At 40.9% G+C, this 24097-nt stretch carries 19 protein-coding genes and 1 pseudogene; 9 read left to right on the forward strand and 11 right to left on the reverse strand.

The window, feature by feature from the left end; translation table 11 throughout:
- Positions 1–197 precede the first annotated feature (197 nt).
- Together APA_RS11805 and APA_RS11815 are read left to right on the forward strand one after the other, a co-directional pair.
- Positions 198–806: a type IV toxin-antitoxin system AbiEi family antitoxin domain-containing protein gene (locus APA_RS11805; protein WP_201322472.1), complete on the forward strand. Its 609-nt coding sequence runs from the start codon at positions 198–200 to the stop codon at positions 804–806.
- A pseudogene (locus APA_RS11815) lies at positions 803–1750 on the forward strand (nucleotidyl transferase AbiEii/AbiGii toxin family protein). Before APA_RS11805 ends, APA_RS11815 begins: the two are co-directional and overlap by 4 nt.
- A 25-nt stretch (positions 1751–1775) precedes the next feature.
- On the opposite strand, the gene APA_RS11820 reads toward APA_RS11815, so the two are convergent.
- A complete protein-coding gene (locus tag APA_RS11820) occupies positions 1776–1943 on the reverse strand; it encodes a hypothetical protein (protein ID WP_201322474.1) in 168 nt (55 codons plus the stop codon).
- 330 nt (positions 1944–2273) lie between these two features.
- Here APA_RS11820 and APA_RS11825 point away from each other — a divergent pair, with 330 nt between their 5' ends.
- From APA_RS11825 to APA_RS11835, 3 genes are all read left to right on the forward strand, one after another.
- A complete protein-coding gene (locus APA_RS11825; protein WP_374101357.1) occupies positions 2274–3686 on the forward strand; it encodes an ATP-binding protein in 1413 nt (470 codons plus the stop codon).
- Positions 3687–3692: 6 nt separating this feature from the next.
- Positions 3693–7901 (forward strand): AAA family ATPase, encoded by a 4209-nt coding sequence (locus tag APA_RS11830; protein WP_201322476.1) that lies wholly within the window; start codon positions 3693–3695, stop codon positions 7899–7901.
- An 82-nt stretch (positions 7902–7983) separates the two neighbouring features.
- On the forward strand, positions 7984–8661 hold the full coding sequence (locus tag APA_RS11835) for a hypothetical protein (protein ID WP_201322477.1): 678 nt from the start codon (positions 7984–7986) through the stop codon (positions 8659–8661).
- Positions 8662–8785: 124 nt separating this feature from the next.
- On the opposite strand, the gene APA_RS11840 is transcribed toward APA_RS11835, so the two are convergent.
- Complete coding sequence (locus APA_RS11840; RefSeq protein WP_201322478.1) at positions 8786–9190, reverse strand: hypothetical protein; 405 nt, start codon at positions 9188–9190, stop codon at positions 8786–8788.
- A gap of 155 nt (positions 9191–9345) precedes the next feature.
- On the reverse strand, positions 9346–9972 hold the full coding sequence (locus APA_RS11845) for a Uma2 family endonuclease (protein ID WP_201322479.1): 627 nt from the start codon (positions 9970–9972) through the stop codon (positions 9346–9348).
- A 195-nt stretch (positions 9973–10167) separates the two neighbouring features.
- Between APA_RS11845 and APA_RS11850 the strand changes: the two genes are divergently transcribed.
- Positions 10168–11244 (forward strand): hypothetical protein, encoded by a 1077-nt coding sequence (locus APA_RS11850; RefSeq protein ID WP_201322480.1) that lies wholly within the window; start codon positions 10168–10170, stop codon positions 11242–11244.
- A gap of 70 nt (positions 11245–11314) precedes the next feature.
- On the opposite strand, the gene APA_RS11855 is transcribed toward APA_RS11850, so the two are convergent.
- Positions 11315–11962 carry a rhomboid family intramembrane serine protease gene (locus APA_RS11855; protein WP_201322481.1) on the reverse strand — a complete coding sequence of 216 codons (648 nt, stop codon included), beginning with the start codon at positions 11960–11962 and terminating at the stop codon, positions 11315–11317.
- Positions 11963–12252: 290 nt separating this feature from the next.
- On the opposite strand from APA_RS11855, the gene APA_RS11860 reads away from it, so the two are divergent.
- The gene (locus APA_RS11860; protein WP_201322482.1) at positions 12253–12729 is read left to right on the forward strand and encodes a hypothetical protein; all 477 of its coding nucleotides are present in this window, start codon (positions 12253–12255) and stop codon (positions 12727–12729) included.
- Between the two features lie 85 nt (positions 12730–12814).
- Here the strand turns inward: APA_RS11860 and APA_RS11865 are convergent, their stop codons facing one another.
- The 3 genes from APA_RS11865 to APA_RS11875 all read right to left on the reverse strand — a co-directional run bounded on the left by APA_RS11865 (position 12815) and on the right by APA_RS11875 (position 17069).
- Positions 12815–13843, reverse strand: coding sequence for an ABC transporter permease (locus APA_RS11865; RefSeq protein WP_201322483.1), 1029 nt, complete (start codon positions 13841–13843; stop codon positions 12815–12817).
- 188 nt (positions 13844–14031) lie between these two features.
- On the reverse strand, positions 14032–15648 hold the full coding sequence (locus APA_RS11870; protein ID WP_201322484.1) for a DUF4419 domain-containing protein: 1617 nt from the start codon (positions 15646–15648) through the stop codon (positions 14032–14034).
- Between the two features lie 152 nt (positions 15649–15800).
- A complete protein-coding gene (locus tag APA_RS11875) occupies positions 15801–17069 on the reverse strand; it encodes a S41 family peptidase (protein WP_201322485.1) in 1269 nt (422 codons plus the stop codon).
- Positions 17070–17198: 129 nt separating this feature from the next.
- Between APA_RS11875 and cobS the strand changes: the two genes are divergently transcribed.
- On the forward strand, positions 17199–17984 hold the full coding sequence (cobS, locus tag APA_RS11880) for an adenosylcobinamide-GDP ribazoletransferase (protein WP_236579525.1): 786 nt from the start codon (positions 17199–17201) through the stop codon (positions 17982–17984).
- 27 nt (positions 17985–18011) lie between these two features.
- On the opposite strand, the gene APA_RS11885 is transcribed toward cobS, so the two are convergent.
- The 3 genes from APA_RS11885 to thrC form a co-directional block, all read right to left on the reverse strand.
- Positions 18012–19556, reverse strand: coding sequence for a glycine betaine ABC transporter substrate-binding protein (locus tag APA_RS11885; RefSeq protein WP_236579526.1), 1545 nt, complete (start codon positions 19554–19556; stop codon positions 18012–18014).
- A 94-nt stretch (positions 19557–19650) separates the two neighbouring features.
- Complete coding sequence (locus APA_RS11890; protein ID WP_201322486.1) at positions 19651–20400, reverse strand: ATP-binding cassette domain-containing protein; 750 nt, start codon at positions 20398–20400, stop codon at positions 19651–19653.
- 469 nt (positions 20401–20869) lie between these two features.
- On the reverse strand, positions 20870–22177 hold the full coding sequence (gene thrC, locus APA_RS11895) for a threonine synthase (RefSeq protein ID WP_201322487.1): 1308 nt from the start codon (positions 22175–22177) through the stop codon (positions 20870–20872).
- Positions 22178–22565: 388 nt separating this feature from the next.
- On the opposite strand from thrC, the gene APA_RS11900 reads away from it, so the two are divergent.
- Positions 22566–22763 (forward strand): hypothetical protein, encoded by a 198-nt coding sequence (locus APA_RS11900; RefSeq protein WP_201322488.1) that lies wholly within the window; start codon positions 22566–22568, stop codon positions 22761–22763.
- A gap of 38 nt (positions 22764–22801) precedes the next feature.
- On the opposite strand, the gene APA_RS11905 is transcribed toward APA_RS11900, so the two are convergent.
- Positions 22802–23977 carry a GAF domain-containing protein gene (locus tag APA_RS11905; RefSeq protein ID WP_201322489.1) on the reverse strand — a complete coding sequence of 392 codons (1176 nt, stop codon included), beginning with the start codon at positions 23975–23977 and terminating at the stop codon, positions 22802–22804.
- Between the last annotated feature and the right edge of the window lie 120 nt (positions 23978–24097).

Here is a 24097-nt window from a genome sequence, read left to right on the forward strand (position 1 = left end):
CCCGCCACAACATTTTTGGTTTTTATATGGATCATTTTTTCTTTGGAGTTCCCTTATAGGGATTGTAGTTTCTGAAAAATATTCCAGCTTTTTGGATAGAAAATTACATCTCAAAGCAATCGAATTTTGACTTTACTCCAAGTTTGTGTCAAACTCTAGGCATTATTCAATATTAGCTAAGTAATTGACACATTATAATGCTGCTAGAGCAATCTAAAAAAGAACAGGTGCTAGAGCTTATCCGCGAACTCGGTGTGCTGAGACCGAGAGATCTTGTAACCTATGGCATCCATCGTGAATATCTACGCCGCCTCGAACAACAAGGCGAAATCTTGCGATCGGGGCGAGGGATTTACTTACTGCCTGATTCTGATATTTCTGAGAATTACACTATGGTCGAGGCTTGTAAACGGTTTCCTAATACTGTTGTTTGCCTACTCTCAGCGCTGCGTTTTCATAACATCACTACTCAAGCTCCTTTTGAGGTCTGGCTGGCGATCGATCGCAAAACTTGGTCGCCAAAATCATCGATGCTTCCTCTCCGAATTGTTTATATGTCCGATCAAGCTTTCTATTCTGGTATTGATAAGCATCAGATTGCTGGTGTCACTGTCCCAGTCTATAACCCAGCTAAAACCGTTGCTGATTGTTTTAAGTATCGACACAAAATTGGCTTGGATGTTGCTCTGGAAGCTCTTCGAGAATGCTGGAGAGAACGTGCGGCTACGCTTGATGAAATCTGGCATTTTGCCAAGATTTGCCGAGTTAGCAATGTCATTCGTCCTTATCTAGAGTCTCTAGTATGAGCGATAACCAATCGTTTGCTCTTGCTGCATCTATTCGCGATCGCCTCTTGAATATTGCTAGAGCTAACCAAGAAGATTTTCAAGGTGTTTTGATTCGCTATGCCATAGAGCGTTTACTTTATCGTCTCTATCAATCTCAGTATCGAGATAAGTTTGTTCTCAAAGGGGCGATGCTGTTTGTGTTATGGAGCCAAGAGCCTCACCGTGCTACTCAAGATCTCGATCTGCTCTGCTATGGCGATAATACTGTTACGCATCTAGAGCAGGTCTTTTGAGAAATATGCACGACTCAGGTTGAGGAGGATGCTCTTGACTTCCAATCTGCGACTGTTCAAGGTATCCAAATCAAGGAAGGTCAAGCTTATCAGGGAGTACGCATTAAGTTAAATGCGATCTTGATTGGTTCGAGAACTCGCATCTCTGTTCAGATTGATATTGGGTTTGGTGATTCTGTTTTCCCAGGCATACAGACCATTGAGTTTCCCACTATCTTAAAAAGTTTTTCATCTCCTGTTCTCAAGAGCTATCAACGAGAAACAGTTATTGCCGAGAAATTTCAGGCAATGGTTGCTCTCGGTATTGCCAATATTCGTATGAAGGATTTTTACGATATCTGCTATCTTACTCAGCATTTTTCTTTTGATGGTCAAGTCTTGAGCCAGTCTATTCAGGCTACTTTTGAGAGACGCTCAACTCCTATACCTGTGGAGATTCCTCTAGCTCTCAGTTCTGAGTTTTTTGAGGATGTGTCAAAGCAAAAACAGTGGCAAGGTTTCTTGAAAAAGGGAAAGCTTAAATCAGCATCTCAAGAGCTTCGTGAGGTTGTTCGGATTTTACAGGTTTTCCTCATCCCGCCTATGGAAGCGATCGCAGAAGGAGCTTCTTTTAATCGTATTTGGACTCCATCAGGCTTGTGGCAGCTAGTTACTACAGGATCAAGCTGATTTGTTTGACTCTCATTAACATTACTTAACTTTTTAACCTGACATGAAAACAACCACAAATCGCTCCTCTACCTTCGCTTTCGTAGCCATTCCATGCTACGGCTAGCAGTAGCTCTAGGTTCACGCGAATAAATTCTACATGGCTCTGCCTTGATTCACTTCCAGTTGGTAAATCTGACAGATTGTATTTCAAGCTGATTGGTTCAATCCTTTTCCTCAAATTAATTTTCAATAAAACTCCTGCTAAGGAATTTAGACAAGCTCTGAGCCTTAAACCAAAAGACTAATACTTAATATTTACCTTGTTTAGATGCAGATATTAATTGCCAGCTAGAGTTGACTGTTTACCAACCTATGAAATCTAATTGTATGAACATTTCAATAAATAGACTGTTTTGGGATAAATTGCCTGATCAATCTTTCTGCAAGAGTCTTGATAATTTTTATCGATCAACGGGAGTAATGCAGGTTAAGCTTTAGAGCGTAAAGTGATACTATCTATATGAGTATGAGGTTAGATGGAATGACTGTCGATATCCAGAAATTTTTCAAAGCAATCGATCCGAGTAAAACTCTTGTTGTTTCCCAAGAACAAGATAGGAAACTCTACATTGATTTTTCCAGTGTGCGCGGTGGCGAAATTATAGGCAAGCTAAAGAATAAAATTGCTAAACTTTCTCCAGACAGTCCAACTTGTGCACTGTTTACAGGGCATATTGGCTGTGGCAAATCAACCGAACTGCTCCGACTAAAAAAAGATCTAGAAGATGAAGGATTTCACGTTGTCTTCTTTGCATCAAGTGATGATTTAGAAGTAACTGATGTAGATATTATAGATGTGTTGCTTGCAAGCGCTCGCCGCATTAGCCAAAGTTTAGAAACACTTCAACTTGAGGAAGCTAAAGGATTTAAAGGATTGCTCCAAAAGACAAAAGAAGTGCTGATGATGGAGATGGTGGTTGAGGCAAAAGCTAACGTGCCAGGAATGGGCAAAATTTCTGCAAGTACATCAGGGAAAGTTTCTACTGAGGTTAATACACCATTTGGAACAGTAGCTGCTAGTACAGAAAAGGGTGTCTCTCTATCTCTAGGAATTGGTGAAATCACCGTTCGCACAAAAAACGACTCAAAATTACGAGAAAAGCTCAATCAGTATCTCGCACCGCAAAAGAGTGAGCTTGTGCGCCTCATGAATGAAGAGCTAATCGAACCTGCGATCGCCAAGTTGAAGCAACTAGGTAAAAAAGGACTTGTTGTGATCGTTGATAATCTTGATCGCATTGATAATACTGTAAAATCATTCGGGCGATCGCAGCAGGAGTATCTGTTTGTCGATCAGGGAGAAACGTTGACAAAGCTCAACTGCCACATGATTTACACAATGCCATTGGCACTCAAATTTTCAAATGACTATGGCATGATGATGCAGCGCTTCCGCGAACCAAGCGTTTTGCCGATGGTTGCAATTCGCCTCAAAGATGGCAGCACATTCCAACAAGGGCTAGCTCTGATGCGGCAAATGGTTTTGGCGCGTGCTTTTCCCGATGTAGATGCGGCAAATCGATTACAGTCGGAGTACATTACTCAATTATTTGATAGTTTGGACTCCCTCGATCAACTATGCTTAGCAAGTGGTGGACACGTGCGCGACTTACTGCAACTGTTGACCAGTTGGCTAGAAGAAGAAATGGGTTTACCACTCACCCGAAACTCGCTAGAGTCAGTCATTCGCTCAAAGTGCAACGAGATGAAGCTTCCGATCTCTGATGAAGAATGGGAGATGATGCGGAAAGTGAAGCAAACAAAGAGGGTCAATGATGCTCAAGGCTATCAAAAATTGATTCGTAGCCGCTTTGTATTTGAATATCGCGATGGTGGTGAGTCTTGGTTCGATGTCAACCCCATTTTAGCTAAAGCAGCAGAATTGCAGGAGTAAACACTAATGGAAAGTTCTCCGTCACTATCTTTAAACGCCGAGAATGAGAAAACTCTAAAGAAACTGGCATGGGCGATTTCAAATGCGCGGGGACAGTTCAAGTTGATGCTAGTGCGCTGCAATTACAGACACTTTGTGCAGTTAGCCGTGACAAAATTGCAACAGATCTGTGAAACGGACTACGGTTTTAGCCCACAAATCTTGAATCTGCTCCCTCAGGAAACAAAACTATATGGTTCGATAAAAGCAACGATTCTCGATCTGAATCCACCCGCATTACTGGTGTTGGGACTAACCGAAGTAGCGGAGATCGATAATCTGCTGGCGGCAGCTAATGTCGTGCGTGAGGCTTTTCGTGAAAGCTTTGCCTTTCCCGTGTTGCTTTGGCTTGACGATCGTACATTTGGACAATTTGTAGAGTTAGCACCAGATTTCTACAGTTGGGCAACGACTAGAGAACTAAGTCCCCCCACACCATTCTTATTCGCTCAACTGCAAGATCTGGACGAAAATCTGTTTGCTCGCCTATTAGCCGAGCCCAAACTCGCGACAGAAAGTAATGACTCATTATTTGGTAAAGGTGAACGCCGCGAAGCATTTGACTCTTTGAAGGAATTGCAGTTGCGAGGCGAACAACTATCTCCACCATTGCAAGCTAGTGTAGACTTCTTTTTTGGGCGCGATGCCTGCGATCAAGGTGATTTAGTAGAAGCACAACGCCTATATAATACTAGTCTAGAATTTTGGCAGACAAACAATTATCTCGATCGCGAGGGGCTACTACATTTTCATTTAGGATTACATGCTTTATTGGTTACGGAGAAATCTCTACGCGCCAACCTCGATCGGTCAGCAGACGAAGCACATACCATCTATGCTTCTGCTATTGCATCTTTCAAGAGTGCTTTTAGTGCGTTTAAACAAGTCTCAACCGAAATCTCCGATCGCTTCCATCACCAACAAGATTATGTCTTACTGTGTTTGGTACTAGAAGCAGAAACAGCCCAACAAGAAGGAAATCAAAACCGTGCGATCGCCTGTCTGCGACTTGCTCAATATAAAGGAGAGGGAAGTAAACCTCTACTATATGTCCGCGCCCTAAAAGAATTGCGAGATCTGTATTTTAGCAAAGGTCAATATCTAAGAGCTTTTAAGGTCAAACAAAAACGGCGAAGTATTGAGCAGCAGTATGAACTACGAGCCTTTATTGGTGCAGGGCGTTTGGCAGCTTCCAAAGTGGGAACTACCTTAGAAATTGAAGCATCGGGACGAGATGAGGATATCCGCAAACTGATCGAGCGCATTGGTCGTAATGATTACAAGCTGATTGTGTTATACGGGCTTTCGGGAGTTGGCAAGAGTTCGCTAGTCGAAGCAGGATTACTACCTGCTTTACGAGAAAAATCTTTTAAGGAACGAGACGTACTACCGATTACCATCCGCAAGTATAAGAATTGGCAGGAAGATTTGCTGGCGCAAATAATTGCCACTCGATCAACACGACACCGAATAAGAACCGATGATATTCAGGAAACACTGTGGGACGCATTAATATGGAATGAAACCCATGAACTGCAAACAGTTATTATTCTAGATCAGTTTGAGGAATTCTTTTTTGAGTTTGACAATCCTGCTGACCGCCAGCCACTATTTAGTTTTGTGAAGAGAATTTATGTCGATCGGCAGCAGATTCCCACGACTAAAGTACTGCTATCACTACGAGAGGATTATCTACATTATCTATTAGGACTCAACCAACTTAAAAATAGAGAAGGCATTCAAGCAGATATACCGATCGACGTTTTGAGTCAAGGATTCCTCTACCAAATAGGAAACCTTAAAGAAGAACAGGCTAGAAATTTAATCGAAGGTCTGACTAGAAGAGCAAATTTTCAACTTGATAGGGAACTAATCGATCGCTTGACCCAAGATCTCAAGGACGATCTGGGAGAAATCCGCCCAGTCGAGTTACAGGTGGTAGGAGCACAGTTACAGCTAGAAAATGTCCGTAACCTAACAAACTATGAGAGGTTAGGCGATAACCCCAAAGCCGTATTGGTACGTCGATATCTAGACGGAGTAGTTGCGGACTGTGGTTCAGAAAATCAGGAATTGGCAAATCTGTTGCTATATCTACTAACAGACGAACGAGGCACACGCCCGATTAAAACTCAGAGTGAACTAGCGAAAGAACTGCGCGATATACAAAAGGAGACGGATAATTTAGAGACAAACCTTGATTTAATTCTAAAAATTGCTGTTGGTTCTGGTCTAGTAATTCTTTTGCCAGAATCTCCAACTAACAGATACCAACTCATCCATGATTATTTGGCAGCATTTATCCATACTGCACAGGCTCCAAAAATCCAAGAGTTGTATGCCGAATTGTCACAGGAAAAGGGGAAACGGCAGCGTGCTGAAGAAGATGCACAATTAGCTTTGGAGAAAAAACAACATGCAGAAGAAGATGCTCAGATAGCACGACAAACTGCAACAAGATTGAAACGCAATGGTTCTGTATTTTTATTTGTGTGTGTCGTTGCAGCTTCAGTGTTTGCAGTGGGCATAGTCAATGTGGCAAATATGCAAGTGAAAAATACAAATGAAAAAGCAGCAATAGCTAAGAATGAAGCTGATTTGGCTAAGAATGAAGCTGGTTTGGCTAAGAATGAAGCTGATTTGGCTAAGAATGAAGCTGATTTGGCTAAGAGTGAAACTGGTTTGGCTAAGAATGAAGCTGGTTTGGCTAAGAATGAAGCTGGTTTGGCTAAGAATGAAGCTGGTTTGGCTAAGAATGAAGCTGGTTTGGCTAAGAATGAAGCTGAAATGCTTCAAAAGAACGCAGAAACCATACAAACTCAACTTAAAGAATTACAACGTCAAGTTGGAAATAAACTAGAATTACAACGTCAAGTTGAAAATAAACTGATTGAACTTAAAAAATTAGAAGCTGAGAAATTGCTAGATTCATATGAGTCTACCAAAGGACTTATGCTTTCTATAGAAGTAGCTCATGAAATGCAAGCAAACAATTTTGGCAACAAAGAAATTATATCCAAAATACTTACAAAGGCACTAAATAAATCTAGAGCGATTAATGAAGTCTACGTAGGTCAAAAAACTAACTACCCCATAGCTACACTACCAAATGGGAAAATAATTATTGCATGGCAGGAAGACAAAGGTGATTTCTGGAATGTTGATTCTTGGAATCCTGTAAGTTTTCAACAATCAATTATTTCTTCAAGTAAATTGGAATCACCTATAGTTTCCCCTAAAAAGCCTCCTATCGCTGTTTATAGTAAAAATAATCAGTTGCATATTATAACTGGGCATTCCGATGGAAGCATTAGAATAAGAGATACGGACGGCATTGTTATTCCCACAAAATTGCCTGTAGTTCCCCATGACGTAAACTCAAAATCAGCCATTTCTTCAGTTGGAGTCAATGAAGATGGCACTATAATTGTTGCTGGGTATATTAATGGTGATATCACTGCATGGAAGCAAAATGCTGCCAAAAGTTACGAGATCATTAAGTTGCCAGATAAATGTGGTCATTTCAACTATAATGTGGACTCCATTTCTATTAACCGTGATGGAAGTTATGTTGTCATTGCTCCATATGGTAGTGATGATGCTATATCCCCACCACAATTATGGAATAGAGCTAAAGATAAATGTGATGATTCACTAATTGATAAAGGAATAACTAGTTCTTCAATTTTCTCCGATCCTAAAAATCTTTTTTGGGTTGTTGTTGGAGATAAACATGGAACTCTATCCACCATGAATGTTGATAACGAAGCCATTAGACCTATTGATAGCAATAGCGAACAACAACATACTAATCAAATTAATTCAATTACCATCATAGATAAAAACCTTTTTATGAGTAGCGGCAAAGACGGGAAAGTAAAGCTGTGGCGAAGAACCAATAATGACATAGATAGTGATAAGTATGATAACTTTATTACATTAGAAGCACATCTTGGAGGTGTTAACAAATCAATTATTGATCGGGATCAAAACTTACTTATTAGTGGTGGAAAAGATGGATTTCTGCGATTTTGGGATCTTAGTACTATAACTAATGGACAATCTCAAATTTATTTAGCTTGTAAACGTATTAATAAACATTCACTTCTGAATAAGTCCAACGATTTAGCGAGAAATGTTAAATCTATTTGTAAGACTATTCTAAATTCAGATTAGGATTTATTTTTTTTGACAAAAAATTGAACGTCTTAATTTGATAATAACAGTTTTAAGTTTGGCAATTCATACCATGTGTACTATGAAAATAAATTCTCCATTTATTAAAGCTACCTGTGCTACTCTAACCACTGTTATTACTATTCTATCTCCTCTCCCTTGTCATGCCCAGAGCATTTCAGGATTTCCTTTGGTCTCATTTGAGATTCGTATTGTGCCTGAAAGCTTAGTTTGTAAACTTCCAGATGGATACAATACCATCTTAAAAGATGGAGTTAGTTGTCCAGAACTGAACTTTGTAGGTGAAATTGAGCCTTTAAGTGGTGCTAGAATACAAACAATACCGCTTCCTCCTAACCAAGAAATTTCAGTCAGCAGCCCCGATGGCTCAAATAATGTTTTTGGGATACTAAGGAGATATCGTGAAGATTTTAGAGAAGCAAGAGGAAATTTACCCTTATATCGAAGAAAATCTGTTGTATTTATTTTTGATTTTGGTGAATCGCATGAAGAATTCGATATTTTGGTATCTGGTTTTCAGCCAATAGATATCCAGAAACGTAGAGGTTGTGAAGGTAAAGAAATTACTGTTGGAAATACATGGAAGTATTCTACTACACTTTATGCTAATTACCGCAACTTTTTTTATCATCAACAAGCCGATTATGCAATCCCATGTTCTAACGTTAAATGGCAATTAACAGCAAAGGGAAAGGAATCTAACCAAACTTATACATGGACATTTAATACAAGTCCATAATTTACTGTATTAGAATTTAGATAATTTCTAGGACAAAATCAAAAGCCAGAAATATTAAAGATGGAACTAAGTATCATCTTTTCTTTCTGGCTTTAAAATTTTTTCCCTAAAACATTACCAAAATTTAGAACAATTTCAACTGTTCTCTCTCCTCGTTTACATTCTTGTGTGGAATCACAAGTTGCTTACCTCCTTTTTCTAAAAGCGTGAATTCAGACAATGGCTTGAATACTTGCGGTTGCAAAAGCTGCAAAAGCCGATCGCCCCTCACTAAGAGATCAAAATCACCCACAAGTAGCGCAATTTGCTCTAGCCAGTTCTCAGTTTCATCAGCTCCCCAATCCTCAAACTGCCTCTGCCTCAGTACTTCCACGATCGCTGTTGATGGTGGTTCTATGGACGCAGCACTTGAGTCTCTTGACCAGAAGATTTCTCGCGATTCTTCCAAGTCTTCGCTCTCTAATCCATAGTCGGCTCCACTATCGTCTACAGGGGATTCATGGGCGATCGCATCAAACATCTCTTTCAAGAATCCTAGCCGATTTGATTTCTGCTCGTATTCCTGTGCTTGCTCAAAGGGTTGACTGACTCGATTTTGCAGTATTGGCAGTTCTTGTCTGTCTCTTTCCAGATTTTCTTGAGCTGTAGTGAGTTTGGCGGCGATCGCATAGAAAGCTGTGCGATTTATCTACCAGCTTTTAAAACTTGCTCGGCTGTCAGTTTGAGATTTGGGAATGTAAGAGAAGTAATGGGTTGATTGCCTTGAACCTGCTGGATTTCATACTCCCCATTGACTAACGTACAGATAGAAAGAGTCGGTTGTTTCGGTTTCCCAATATGACGAGTCCCACCTAAACCCGTATAATCCGCAATCCAATATTCAGGAATACCTAAAATTGCGTAGTCTTCGACTTTACGCGCATAATCATTTTGCCAGTTACTATTAACCACTTCCACCACAAACTTAATCGAACTACCCAGCGTCAGGATTGATTGGTCATGCCAAAGTAGTTCTTTCTCAAGTTCATTGTGGTCAATAACCATAACATCAGGTCGAAATGCTGTCATACCCATGTTAGAAGGACGTAGTAATCCTCGCTGAAGGACAAACCAATTCAAACCGATCGCATCAATTTGGGCGCAGACTTTTGTGGTAATAAAAGCAGAAACTTCTTCGTGGTAGCCTGTTGGTTCTAAATCAAACACCTCTCCATCAATCAATTCGTAGCGGTTACTGTCACCATATCGGGCGATAAAAGCACCAAAACTTAGTAACTGCTGTTGTATTGGTCTTTCGGTTGCAATGGTCATAGGTCAACTTAGCCCAATCAATATCCTCAAATATAACATTTTGCCTAATTTCTTAAGTGATAAAGATTTAGCCGAAGCAGAAATAGTTCAAATAGGTGTAGTCTGCATCATTAAAAGCAAGATCAGGCGATCGCTTATCTGCGTTCTGCGTAACATAAGTGTATAATTCATTCCTATTTGAACAGCTTAATTTCTATGGTTGCCAACCTTATAAAGCCACTAGTAGACAATTTTTGGAGCGAATATAACATTCGCCTAGAGCCTTGGAGTATGGGCTATGATGCGCCTGTCAGCATTAATCCTGAAGAAATTCCCACTAGTGACAGGGTAAATACTGAAGTTGAATTTGAAAATGGCGAATGGCAGGCAATCAGGGCTGCGATCGCACCCGAACTTCCTAATCAAATTTTGTTTATTGATGGCAGACTCCGCCTTGATGCTAGCTTTTTGGGTCGGCGTGATGATGAGATTCTGTATGGTGCATTTGCAACAATCTCAGTGGGAGCAGTGTTAGTCGATCGCACGATTAGCAGAGCAAAATGTGTAGCAACAGAAGTAACAAGGATTATTGCATTGGGTGGGAATTTGACTCCTCCTATAACGTCAATACCTTGTCCTATAAGTGGTCGAGGTGATTTAAAATACGATCGCTGTTTGACTAGTAGTAACAATCAGCCAGATACTCCTTCTCAATTAGTACAAGGCGAAATGCTTGATGAAGAACTGCGGATTGCCAATGCGCTCTCTTTAAATAAAGAATTAATCAAAGAGAATACGCTAATTGTGCGCGATGGTCCCTTGCTTTATCGGGTTTATCAAACTCCCTACGATACGATGGGCTATGTAAAAACGATGGGTAAGGCATATCTCAAAGGTGATAATGCTCAAGTTATGCGATCGCTAAAGGTCGGAGAGCGGACACCAATTTTTCGGATTACTAATACCCATGGCTCGAATCTTAGTTGGTATTTGCGATCGGGCAGTAAAGATTTGAACTACAAAAAGCTGGGTTATCACGATTTACATGGAATTATTCGCATTGATCTAGATGGCGCAATTCCTCTAGAACGGGCTAAGGCGATCGCCGATCAAAGTACATATTTAATTCCTCAATACGCCTCGCATCCTACGCGCGATCCGCGTGCACCCCAAAACCTCACACCAGTGGGAGCATTAGAAAAAGAGCTGGGACGAAGAATGGGTAGTCGTGAATTAATTTCTCGACGTTTACGTGGCTTTTTAGCTGATTCTGCAAATTTTCAGCCAATATAGCCAACTCAAAATGCTTGTGGGCGCGAAGCGCTCGCTAAAAAAAATGAGAGGCGGCGCGAAGCGCCACCTCTCATTTTTTGAGCTTTGAAAATAAAAACATCGCGATCGCCCCAATCACAAAACCACTAACATGAGCTAAATAAGCCACCCCTGGTAAATTAGGATTGGCTATTGCAGCATAAACAGTTTGACCTGCAATCCATAAGCCCAAAAATACTGCCGCAGGAATTGGAATCGCCGTTATAAAAAACCCTAAAAATACTAAGCTCAAAATCCTTGCTCGAGGAAAACGAATTAGATAAGCGCCCATTACCCCAGATATCGCACCGCTAGCTCCTACCATCGGAACCAGCGACATTGGTGCTGTCATCACTTGAGCAACTCCTGCGATCGCGCCACAGAACAAGTAAAAAAACAAAAACTTCCAATGACCAAGTTGGTCTTCAATATTATTGCCAAATAGATAGAGGAACCACAAGTTCCCAACTAAATGAAAAATGTTGCCATGGAGAAACTGTGATGATATTAATGCGATCGCCCCTTTTGATGGATTAGCAATTAACTCTTTCGGGAATAAGGCAAAATTCCCTAACCATTCCCCCAGTTGAAAGTTTGGCAAACTAGTTTGATATCCAAAAATCAGCACATTTATTAAAATCAGCGCATAGACAACTATGGAAGTATCTTGAGTCGGATTATCATCATGTAAAGGAAACATTGCTAACCGTAAGCGACAACTTTATAGATTTTACTCCCTTCCCATCCAAGAATTAGTGGTGCGGGGCTTCAGCCCACACCACCAATTCTTGGCTTTGTAATGTCAATTTTTTTGTAGGAAGGGCGTAGCAATAATAGCGATCGCCACAGGCGTTAAGATATACAGTGCTTTACGCCCAAATTATTGCGGCCACTTGTCTTTGGGTTTGAAGGAACCAATTTTAAATTTATGAGTCTACTTTTTATAAGGGGAAGCTTGATAACTTTAATAACTATGGAGATTTATTAATCATGCAATGGCAGCAAAAATCCGCTTTATTACTATGCACACTAGCTTTGGGGAGCAGCACTTTACTAGCCAGTACTGTCGAAGCGAAAAAGCCACATAAAGTTAAGCCTGAAAAAGATGCCGTAACTACAATAACCACGACTACTACATCGATACAGACAATCAGTCTGACTACACTTCAACGTACCCAGATCGTAGAGATTATCCGTGGGACAAGTACCTCTAGCTATCTAATCAATGACGTGTTACGTCAACAAATCTATACTCAAGTCGGTACTTTACCACCTGGAATTCAGAAAAATCTAGCCCGTGGCAAAGGATTGCCCCCCGGAATCGCTAAGAAGGTCTTACTTCCTGTAACTGTTGTGAACTACATCAATTTACCTGCTAATACAAATATTATTGTCGTTGGCTCCAATGTGGTTGTCATTGATCCAATTAAAAATGGGATTCTTGATATCATCGCGAATATCCTCTAATACCAATTCTCGAAAGTGTGGCTACACTTTCGAGAATTGGTATAATTAAAGTCATAAAAAAAACGGCGCACTGCGCCGCTTTTTTTTACTCCATGTCATCAAGTTTGATGCGTGGATCGACTGCTTTGAGCAATAAGTCACCAATAAGATTGCCAACGACTAGCATCAAAGTCCCTAGCATCAGCCCCGCCATTACCAGATTAGTATCTTTTTCTTTAGTTGCATCTAGTAGAAGCTTTCCTAGTCCTGGCCAGCTAAAAAAGAATTCAGTAATAAATGCGCCTCCTAATAGTCCCCCAAATTCAAATCCTAATAAAGTAATCAAAGGATTAATCGCATTACGGAGTGCATGGACATAGATTACTTTATTTTCAGGCAACCCTTTGGCGCGGGCAGTTTTGATATAGTCTTGACGCAACACATCCAGCAAACTACCGCGCATAATTCTTTGCAATCCCGCAAAGCTAACCAACGTCAAAGTCAAGATTGGCAATATCATATGGTGGGAAATATCGAGGAACTTCCCAAAAGGTGATAGCTCCGCAAAATTAATACTAGTCATACCTCCAACAGGAAACCAGCCTGTATTTTGAGCCAACATCAGTAAGAGAATCGCCAATACGAAGCTAGGAAACCCTTGCGTTGCATAGCTTACTATTTGGATTAGGCGATCACTCCAAGTATTTTGTTTAACAGCGCTATAAATGCCTAGGGGAATCGCTAATAACCATGTTGTGAACAAAGACGCAAGAGACATCAGTAGTGTATTACCAGCCCGCTCAACAATTAGCGGCGTAACAGGTGCTAAACCTTGACAACGAACACCTAAATCACCGCCTAACGTATTCTGTAACCACAAAAGATACTGGATTGCTTCAGGCTTATCGTAGTTCAGTTGTTTTTCTAACTGCTCGATCGTCTTTTTCGGTGTATTGGGGTTGTTTCGCAGATCCGAGAAGCAATTACCAGGAGACTTAGTAATGGCAAAAAAGCTTAAAATTGACACGCCCAAAACGACAATAACTGCTTGTCCGAGTCGCTTTACCACAAAACCTGTCGTGTCATTTATGATAAAGCGCCAAAAAGAGCGATTTCCTTGGTTTGCAGTTGTCATAGATCAAAGGTGCTAAGTCAATTTGGGTCACTTACTATTCAGTTATAGTAATCTAAATTCGCGTGAAAGCACTGAGCTACTTTAATTGTTTATGGCGATTACCAGATCTCACTTATCCAAATAGCGATCGCCTCTTCCCACAAAATCAAACAGCGATCGCCTAACACCTCCTAGTAAGCTTTCTCAAGTTATTGAATATTCTCAAAATTGGGATCGTCAAAATAGTATTCTCCCTTGGCTTGAAGGATGCGTTCAAATAGGTCTGGAATACTTTTAGCAATAATTACAACATTTTCAAGCTCAAACTGGCATATTTCGTTGTCAGATGCATCTGATCGTAGTACAAGATCCCCTAAAACAATTATGCTCACTGAGTTGTAGGCAATACATCGTCCGTCTTCTAGGTCAATTAAGTTAGTAACTCTTTTATCATGATAATTTAGTTGATAATTTAGCTGGTCTGACCACGCAATTTTATACATGGTGCAAGTATCACTAAAAGTATTGTTATATTTACTGATTTTCCAAGAATGACCACTATCAGCAAAAAGTGTTGCTCCATTAAATCGATCTAGAAGCTGAACGATCTCTTTAGGAACACTATCAAATCCAAACTCAAATTTTGTCCAGTCTATGGGTACTTGAGTGATATGCTCTCGTTGAATTTTGTTTAACAACTCTGCAAAGCGATCGCCTTGTATTTGTAACGCCCAACCAAGCTCAGGCTTTAATTCCCAACCTTCCTTTTGACGCAGCGCCCAGCCAATCTCAGGTTTTAATTCCCCACCTTCATTTTGACATACACCGAGAAAACCAGCTACTAATTCTAAATTGTATTTGTTGTTCGGCAATATGAATGTCACAGGAACTTGCGAAAGCCCTATAGGGATGGATTTTGGCGATATTCCATCGTCCACGGTAAGATCTACACGAGCAATGCTTAAAATTGGATTTCTGACTGAAGGAATTTCAGTTACGGAATATTTGAGATAAGGAAATAATTCTGCTAGCCATCCAGTGATTAGTTCGCCACCATAGATTTTTTTGGGCTTATAAATTGCTTGCCAGAAGCTTAGGGATGGATTACCAGAGGCTGTTTTAACAAATTCTCGACAAATGGGTAAAACCCTGTTTGTCCACCATCCTAAATCATACTGAGCAATACTTTGCACTCGAGTATAAATATCTTGCCAATCATCTACTGTCCCCATCAACGTGATGTCTGGTATACCACAAATACCCCTCATCTCATAGTCAAAATACTGCTGAAAAGTATCCATCATAACAATGTGACTCACGGTTTGGGTGATAGGAGTCGTGGTGCTAAAGGTGCATTCTATTAGACGATACAGATCGGCTCCCACATGATCGCGGATCTGTAATGTCCAATCCTGAATTAAATCACTCCATCTTTGACCGCTTTTGGGGATTTCAAGAATTTCAACAACAAGCTTTTGCTTCCCTTCATGCTGTACAAAATGCGATCGCAACTTTTCAGCATTATTGTTAACATGTTGAGCAAATCCTTGGGCTATAGTAATCCAAATAATGTCAGGCGTTAGAACAAGAGGACGATGATCGCTAAAAGCCGAGTGAACAGCATGGGCTAATGGATGAACATAAGCATCAACAATTAATTTAAGTGATTTTTCATGACTAAATGTTATTATATTTCTCCCCAATTTCTCTTCTAGTTGAGGTAATGCATCGTTAACAGGCAATAGGTTTTTCGCAAGTTCTACGTCATCGACGCAAAAGCGGATCTGACTGACAGTTTCTTCGAGGACAGTTGCGATCGAGGACATTTATCACCTCAAGCTTTTTAGTGTAAGATTAGCCGCTATTTTTTACAAAATTATAGTTCCTGCTCAATTATATCTATGCAATATCATCTTATAGCCCAATTGGATAGCGATCAAATTGTTATGCAAATTCGATTGCTATCCACATCGCAAAATTACGACTTCGCAATTACATTCATATAAGTTCCATTCAGAACTGATAAAGCTGCCACATATTGCGGATCTTCACTTGTGCCAAGCTGCTTACGAGTAATTGGCTCAGTCAGAGCAACTTCCACATTCGGAATAATACCGCGCTTATGGATATTGTGATGCAATGGAGTCTCGTATTTAGCGATCGTCACCGCCAAACCTGCGCCATCTTCTAATTCATACAGAGATTGAATTAAGCCTTTGCCATAGGTCTTCGTCCCAACAAGCTGAGCGCGATCGTTCTCTTGCAAAGCACCAGCCAGAATCTCGCTAGCGCTAGCCGAGCCGCCATCGGTGAGAACGGCTAACGGATCGGTCGTAATCGCATCGCCTTTTGCTTCAAAACTTTCCTGCACTCCATGCCGATCAACGGTATAAACTACAGTTCCTTCAGGAATCCACATCCGCGCAATCTGTAAGCCCGCATCAAACAGCCCCCCAGGGTTACCACGCAAATCGAGAACATAACGATCCGCGCCTTCAGCTTCAAACTTTTTCAGCGTCTTCTCCATATCTGCTGAAGCATTGCCATTGAACTGATTTAAACGAATATAGCCGACTTTATGATTTGCCTCTTGATTGAGCTTGGCGATAATTGGCGTAACCGCAATGCGATCGCGTTTAATCACTACGTCCAGTTTTTCTAAGCCCTTACCATCAGCCAGCGCCCGTTCTAGACTCAGTTTGACCTCAGAGCCAATCTTGCCACGCATTCTGGTCGCACATTCATCAAGGCTCAAGCCCTTCGTCGGAATGTTGTCAATGGCAACAATCCGATCGCGCGATCGCACACCCGCCACATCCGCAGGCGAACCTTCGATCGGCGAAATCACTGTGACATTGTTATCAGGTTCATCCACGGCGATTTGTAGACCTACGCCTGTTAACTCACCTGACGTGCTGGTTTGCATACTTTTAAACTTGTCAGGCTCTAGAAACCTTGTGAAAGGATCGTCTAAAGTTGCGAGCATTTCGCGAATCGCCGTATAAGTATCCTCTCGAGTGTTGAATTTACGGTTGATAAACTGGCGGCGTACTTTGTACCAGTTTTGATTATTAAAATCAGCGTCTACATAAGAACGGTTGACGATTTGCCAAACATTTGTCAGAAATTTTTGTTCTTGTAAATAGTCCGTCACCGCAGCATTTGCGCCACCTATCCAGAAAAACTGGACGGCGATCGCTACTAAACCAATTACGAGCCAAGACCAAATACGACGCTGCTTTATCATGCTTTCTATGAAAAACTTTTTATATAAAAATATTCTCTCTATCCTAACTAATCTAGCTTTTATCAAGCCCAATTTTCCGATTTTTCGTACCTAAGATACAGAAAACCCATAAATTAGAAATGACGCTTTATGCACCTTCTACTTTATGGGTTTTCTCAAATGCAGCATTGGCGAAAATTTCAAGCGGCGCTAATTTTTTATACTTGTTTGCCTTTATGTCCACAAGGAATGCTGGATTTTAGAGGGATTGCCCTCTATGCACCTCTGATCGGCATTTTGATCGGCAGCGCGATCGCCTCTTTCGACCTTGGATTAGGACTAATTAAACCTGCACCAGAATTTATATATCTGCGATCGCTACTCACGATTTTATTAGGGTTGCTGATCACAGGTGGGTTACATCTCGATGGCGTGATGGATACCGCCGATGGGCTTGCGGTCAACGATCCTAGTCGTCGCCTTGAGGTGATGGCGGATAGTAATACTGGTGCTTTCGGTGCGATCGCAGGAATCACGATTTTGTTATTAAAAGTTATTGCTCTCGCCGCAATTAAGGATCAGCGCTTTTGGATCTTAGCCAGTGTTTGGGCTTGGGCAAGATGGGGACAGTTACGCGCAATTATGGCTTATCCCTATCTCAAAGCGATCGGCAAGGGCAAATTTCATCAAGAGGATTTGCATCATTGGCAAGTGTGGCTAGTTGCGATTTTATTGACAATGGGCAATTTTGCGATCGCTTATTTTTACAACTCACTTTGTTTAGGAATTGGTTTAACGGTAATTGGTTTTAGTTTCTCTTGGCTCATTGCCGCATGGCTCAACCGCCAACTCGGCGGACAGACTGGCGATACCTATGGCGCGATCGTCGAGTGGACTGAGGCGCTAAGTTTATGCGCGATCGCTTATTTGAATTAGCTTTATCGAACATTCATAAACCAATTGTTAGATTTTAGATTTAGACTTGAGCCATTCTTTCACGACTGCTTCCGCAGGACGTGATTGGTTATCCACTTGATAGTTCATTTTTTGCATGTCTTCATTAGAAATCAAACCCGCTAAATGTTTGATAGATTCTCGAACCTCTGGGTGTTTCTGCAAAATTGCTTGATTAAAAATAGGAACGGCTTGATAAGGAGGGAAATAGTTTTTATCATCCTCCAAAATGAATAAGTCTAAAATAGGAATTAAACCATCTGTCGAATTTCCTGCAATCAAGTCAACGTTCTTTTTTGCTAGAGCCTGATACATAAGCCCTAACTCCATTTGTTGAGGTGGCTTCGTGAATTTCAAGTTATAGGTTTTGGCTAAACCAGCATAACCATCAGCTCTTTCTAGAAATTCATACCCAAAGCCAGCTTGCCATTCAGAAGTATATTGAGAGGCTTGGGAAATAGTTTTAATATTTAATCTTCTTGCATCTTCACCTCGGATCGCGATCGCGAAAGTATTATTAAATCCCAGAGATGGCATGACCTCCAAATTAAAGTCTTTCGCATAAGCCGCCTTCACTTGGTCATATACAATTTGCCGATCGCTGATTGGGTTTTGCTTTAACACCGCCGTAAATGCTGTACCCGTATATTCAACATAGCCTGAAATTTGCCCCGTTTTTAAGGCTTCATGGCAAATAAATGTTCCACCTAGATTAAAACGGCGATCAACTTTTAGTTTTGTATGAGTTTCAATCTGTTGAGCTAATAATTCTCCTAAAATCACCTGCTCAGTAAAATTTTTAGACCCAATCACAATTGTTTGAGGGTTCTGTTGTAGTAAGAAGGTAATTATAGTAATAATCATCGCAGCAGCAAGACCTCCCACAATTGCGAGTTGTCGCTTGTTCAATATTGGCTTTTGGATGGGTTGCTGAGTCAATCTCTTTTCTAATAATCCCAACCCAAAATCTGCGCTTAAGGCGATGATCGCCGCAGGAATTGCTCCTGCTAAAATCAGTTGATTATTAACTGTGGAAATACCTCGAAAAATAAATACACCCAAGCCCCCGCCTCCGATCGCTGCTGCGATCGTCGCAATGCCCACAGAAATCACCGTAGCAACGCGAATACCTGCCAAAATCACTCCTGATGCTAGAGGCAGTTCTACCTGAACCAATAATTGCCAGTCCGTCATACCCATCCCTCGTCCTGCCTCGCGAATAGCGGGATCGATGCTTTGGATGCCAATGTAGGTATTGCGAATCAGGGGAAGTAGTGCATAAAGAGTTAGAGCCACGATCGCAGGGATTTTGCCGATACCGCCTAAAAATGGCACGGAAATCAAAAAGCCAAAGATTGCTAAGCTAGGAATAGTTTGTAAAGCGTTAGCAATTCCGAGAATTGGCGCTACAAATTTAGGATGCCTTGTAATGAGAATGCCTAAGGGAATCCCGATCGCAATTGCGACAGTCATGGCAATTCCCACTAAGATTAAATGTTCGCCACTACGGAGTAAAATCTCTGGGCTATATTGGTTTAGAAAGCTAGAAAGCAAAATAATCTCCTTCAATTAATCGACAAATACTCATTCCAGAACTATTACTAAAGAAGTTATGATGTGCTGCGCTCCGCGCAGCACATCATAAAAACTATTCCAATGGACGCAAACAAGCCATAAATGCTTGCGCTTCTGGATGCGAAGAGCGCAGAAACTCCTCTTTTGTCCCTAATACAACTAATTCACCTTTATCCATCAAGCCAATACGAGTACCCAGAAAAAAGGCTTCTTGAATATCATGGGTCACAAAAACAACTGTTTTGCTAAGCTTTCTTTGCAAATACCGAAATTGCTGCTGCAATTCTAGTCTTGTAATCGGATCGAGCGCTCCAAAGGGTTCATCCATCAACAGAATTGGTGGATCAGCAGCTAAAGCTCTCGCCACTCCGACACGCTGACGTTGACCACCAGATAGTTGATGGGGATATCGTTGTGAAAAGACTTCTGGTTCTAATCCCACCAAGCCCAGCATTTCATAAACTCTTGTTTCTATTTGGTGCTTTGACCACTTTTGCAAAGATGGAACTAGCCCAATATTTTGTCTTACATTAAAATGAGGAAATAAACCTGTTTCTTGGATGACATAGCCAATATTTCTTCGCAAGTCGATCGCATCCCAGTTTGTTGTCAGGCGATCGCTAACCAAAACCTGTCCTGATGTTGGTAAAAGCAGGCGATTAATTAACTTTAAGGTCGTCGTTTTTCCACTGCCACTTCGTCCAAGGAGAACGAGGGCTTCTCCCGCATAAATAGTCAGATTCAACTGGGACAAGAGATATTGATGATTTACCTGAAAATTTACTTCTCGAAATTCAACAGTTATATTTTGTGTTTGAGACATATGGACTAATCTCTAGACTTAAGGGAACCTCTAAAAAAGGCTAAAAAAGCCAAACACGAAAATAGGATGAGGCGAATTATTGCAATAACAAGAGATTAACAATATAATCTCCTAAAATTAGCGACCCCATCGCTCTAGTCTTGACAATTTATTCCAGCCTTCTCAATTATTTTGCCTCAAAGGACAGAATAATCCCTTGTTTTATAGCAATGCAAGTTTTGCTTAGGACATAAAACCAAAAAGATGAGTGGCGGCGCTTCGCACCGCCACTCATCTTTTTGGTTTTGATTTGTCCTAGCTATCTCTTGCATTGCTATAAGCCAGTTTAGACTTCTGGTTGCTCAAAAAAGCAAATCGGTGCATGTTGTAGACTAAATTCCTTAGACCAATACAAGCCTTAGCTAGAAACTAACAATAAAAGCAGCGCAATGCGCTGCTTTTATTGTTAGTTTCTAGCTAAGGAAAAATACTAGACAGAAACTGTTTGCCACTCTAGCTTATCTAATGTATGTGAACGCTCAAGCGCCCTCTCAAAGCTGTCTAGTTTTGGCTCAATCAAGAATGGTTCGCCAACATAGCCTTGGATTGCTTCTTGAGTCTTTAGACCATTGCCTGTGATGTAGACGACAGTTACTTCATCAGGATCGATTTTGCCAGCTTCTGCTAACTTCTTGAGCACAGCGATCGTCGTGCCGCCAGCAGTTTCGGTGAAGATGCCTTCAGTTTCGGCAAGGAGCTTCATAGCTTGGATGATTTCATCATCATTAACCATCTCAATATTGCCATTAGTCTTGTGCGCGATATCGATCGCATAGATACCGTCAGCAGGATTACCGATCGCCAAACTCTTAGCAATAGTTTTAGGCTTAACAGGTGTAATGAAATCACGACCATCTTTAAATGCTGAAGCGATCGGTGAGCAACCCTCTGCTTGTGCGCCACTGAAACGAACGGGTTTACCTTCAACTAAGCCCACCTTCACAAATTCATTAAAGCCTTTGTAAATCTTGGTGAACAGTGAACCAGAAGCAAGAGGTGCAACGATGTGATCGGGAAGTTTCCAGCCTAGTTGCTCGATGACTTCATAACCGAGGGTTTTAGAACCTTCAGAATAGTAAGGACGAAGATTGATATTTACAAAGCCCCAACCATGAGTATTAGCGACTTCTGAGCAGAGTCGGTTTACTTGGTCGTAGTTGCCATGTACCGAGAAAACTTTGGGATTGTAAATGGTTGTCCCAAGAACTTTCCCAGCTTCGAGATCGGAGGGAATGAAAACACAACATTCTAAACCTGCATGGGCAGCGATCGCTGCGGTGGAGTTGGCAAGGTTGCCAGTACTGGCACAAGCAACAGTTGTGAAGCCAAGTTCACGAGCACGGCTGAGAGCAACAGAAACAACGCGATCCTTAAAGCTTAAGGTGGGCATGTTCACTGCATCATTCTTGATGTAGAGATTTTTGATACCGAGACGCTTGGCAAGGCGATTTGCCTTGATCAAGGGAGTCATGCCCGTAGAAACATCAATATAGTTTTCAGTCTTGACTGGTAGAAAATCGCGATACCGCCAAATTGAGAGGGGGCCAGCTTGAATCGTTTCACGGCTGACTCTGGCGGCGATCACATCGTAGTTATAGGCAACCTCTAGGGGGCCAAAGCACAGTTCGCAAACGTGCATCGCCTTGGCTTCGTATTCTGCACCGCACTCTTTGCACTTGAGATTACTGAAGGTTTCAACGCGATCGCTGGTGTAAGGAGAAACAATCGTTGCAGTCATGTTCTTGGTTGCCTTTTTAGTCGTTAAAGGTTTTTGTTTTGATTTCTTTATTGAAATGAACTCTAACACAGCCCTTTATAGTCGTCAAATATACCAGACTAAAATAGTCGGGTTTTAATCTTAATGCCCAAAAACTACTTTCATCACTCCATCTAGTTATAGTCAGCTAGCAGCCTGTCGGAGAAACCCAAAAGAGAGTTGTAGCGCTTCGCGCTACAACTCTCTTTTGGGTTTTATGTCCTAATTTAAGCTATAAAAAAGGAGATTCTCCCTTCCCACTAATTCTTCACTGGGAAGGGAATATGGCAATTGAGCTGCCTTTAATTTTGCGTGGTTCAATACGCTGTAAAATTCTAGCCATCAAATTAAATTAGAAAAAGTAAACAGAATGACGACCCATTTTATTACTGCGGAAATTGAGATTAATGAAAATCAAGATGCGATCGCCAAAAATGTTGAGCAGGAGCTAGCCAAACATGGCGAACCATTGCGCTGGGCGATCGCCTCTGTCGAAAGCAAAGTTGATGCAGCAACAAATGTCAAAACTCAAACTGCCCATATTGAGGCAGTCGTAACTCGCAATTAACCAGAAGATACGGCGCAAAGCGCCGTCTCTTCTGGTTTTCACGAAAGAGATCGATACATTTCGATAACTGTATCTCTTATACTTTGAGTTAAATTTTCTGATTGTAAATCTAACAATATTTGCCGAAATTCTTGTTGGGATGCAGTTAATTCTTGAACTTGTTTCTGAAGTAATGCAATTTCATCTAGTTTTAATTGCATACTTTCTACTAGCTCGCCAACTCTTTGTTGTAAATAATTAACCTTTGACTGTGTTTGATCTGGGGTTGCCTCTTGAGCGCAACTTTCTAGCACATCTTCTATGGTAATTGATTCCAAATCAACGCCATAGATATCTTGTGAGGCATCTGTTTGTGAGAAATCACGAGGATATGAACTAGAGCTATATTGGATTTTTCGATCTAGTCTTTGCATGGCAAGATTAATAGCTTGATTGATAGAAGTTTCACTATTTTTGATAAGACTTCGATCCAGAATTTCATTCGCATCATCATCGGACAAAATAAAATCTTTGGATACTGCAATCCCATCTGTAATTGGATTAGGATGATCTGGCTTAACTTTTAGATCTTTAGATAGTTTCACTCTTTTGACGACAAATTCTTCTTGATCGGGGGACTCATCCCAAAGCCGATCATCCAAAAGTAATGATTTAGAGAATGTAGGCGATCGCAAACTTAATTCCCAAGACTGTAAACACTGACCTAAAAATTGAGATAGCTCGAACAAGAAATATGCTTCTTGAGGTTCCCATTGTCTTGTGCGATCGCATTGTTGAACAAATGCTAATCCCCAGATCTTATCAAACGCTGTCAAGGAATTGAACAAAATTGGGGCTGACATCATTGCTTTAACCTTAGCATTTTGCCAACACTGATGTAAGTTTATCAGCTCAGATATTTGCGTAATATCTGACAGTACGACGGGGCGATTACGACGATAGTTTAGGAGAGAATCCACTCCAAAACAAGAAATTGGATACGTTTGGTTTTTAATATTCTGGATATTAGGCGAAACTGCTTCAACTAATACAATGCCTTCATCCTGATTGGTTAATTGATAAATTGCAACCCGACTAACAGCTAAGCGATCGCCTAAACTAGTTAAAAAAATTTTTAATAATTCTTCAGGACTATTGCTGGAAAACATTGCTAAAGCAATTGATCCACTCTCAATCTTGTCACTAGGATCAAAAAATGTGGAAGCCCCGTTCATAAGTTGTAAAGTATCAGCGATCTACATAATGCCTTTATTTTAGGATTTTCTGTACCTGTAAAATTTTAAATTCGATTTCATAAGTACATCGTCACAATTAAAACCAAAACCCAAAGAAGC

It is taken from the genome of Pseudanabaena sp. lw0831, from assembly GCF_016584665.1.
Taxonomy (GTDB): Bacteria; Cyanobacteriota; Cyanobacteriia; order Pseudanabaenales; family Pseudanabaenaceae; genus Pseudanabaena.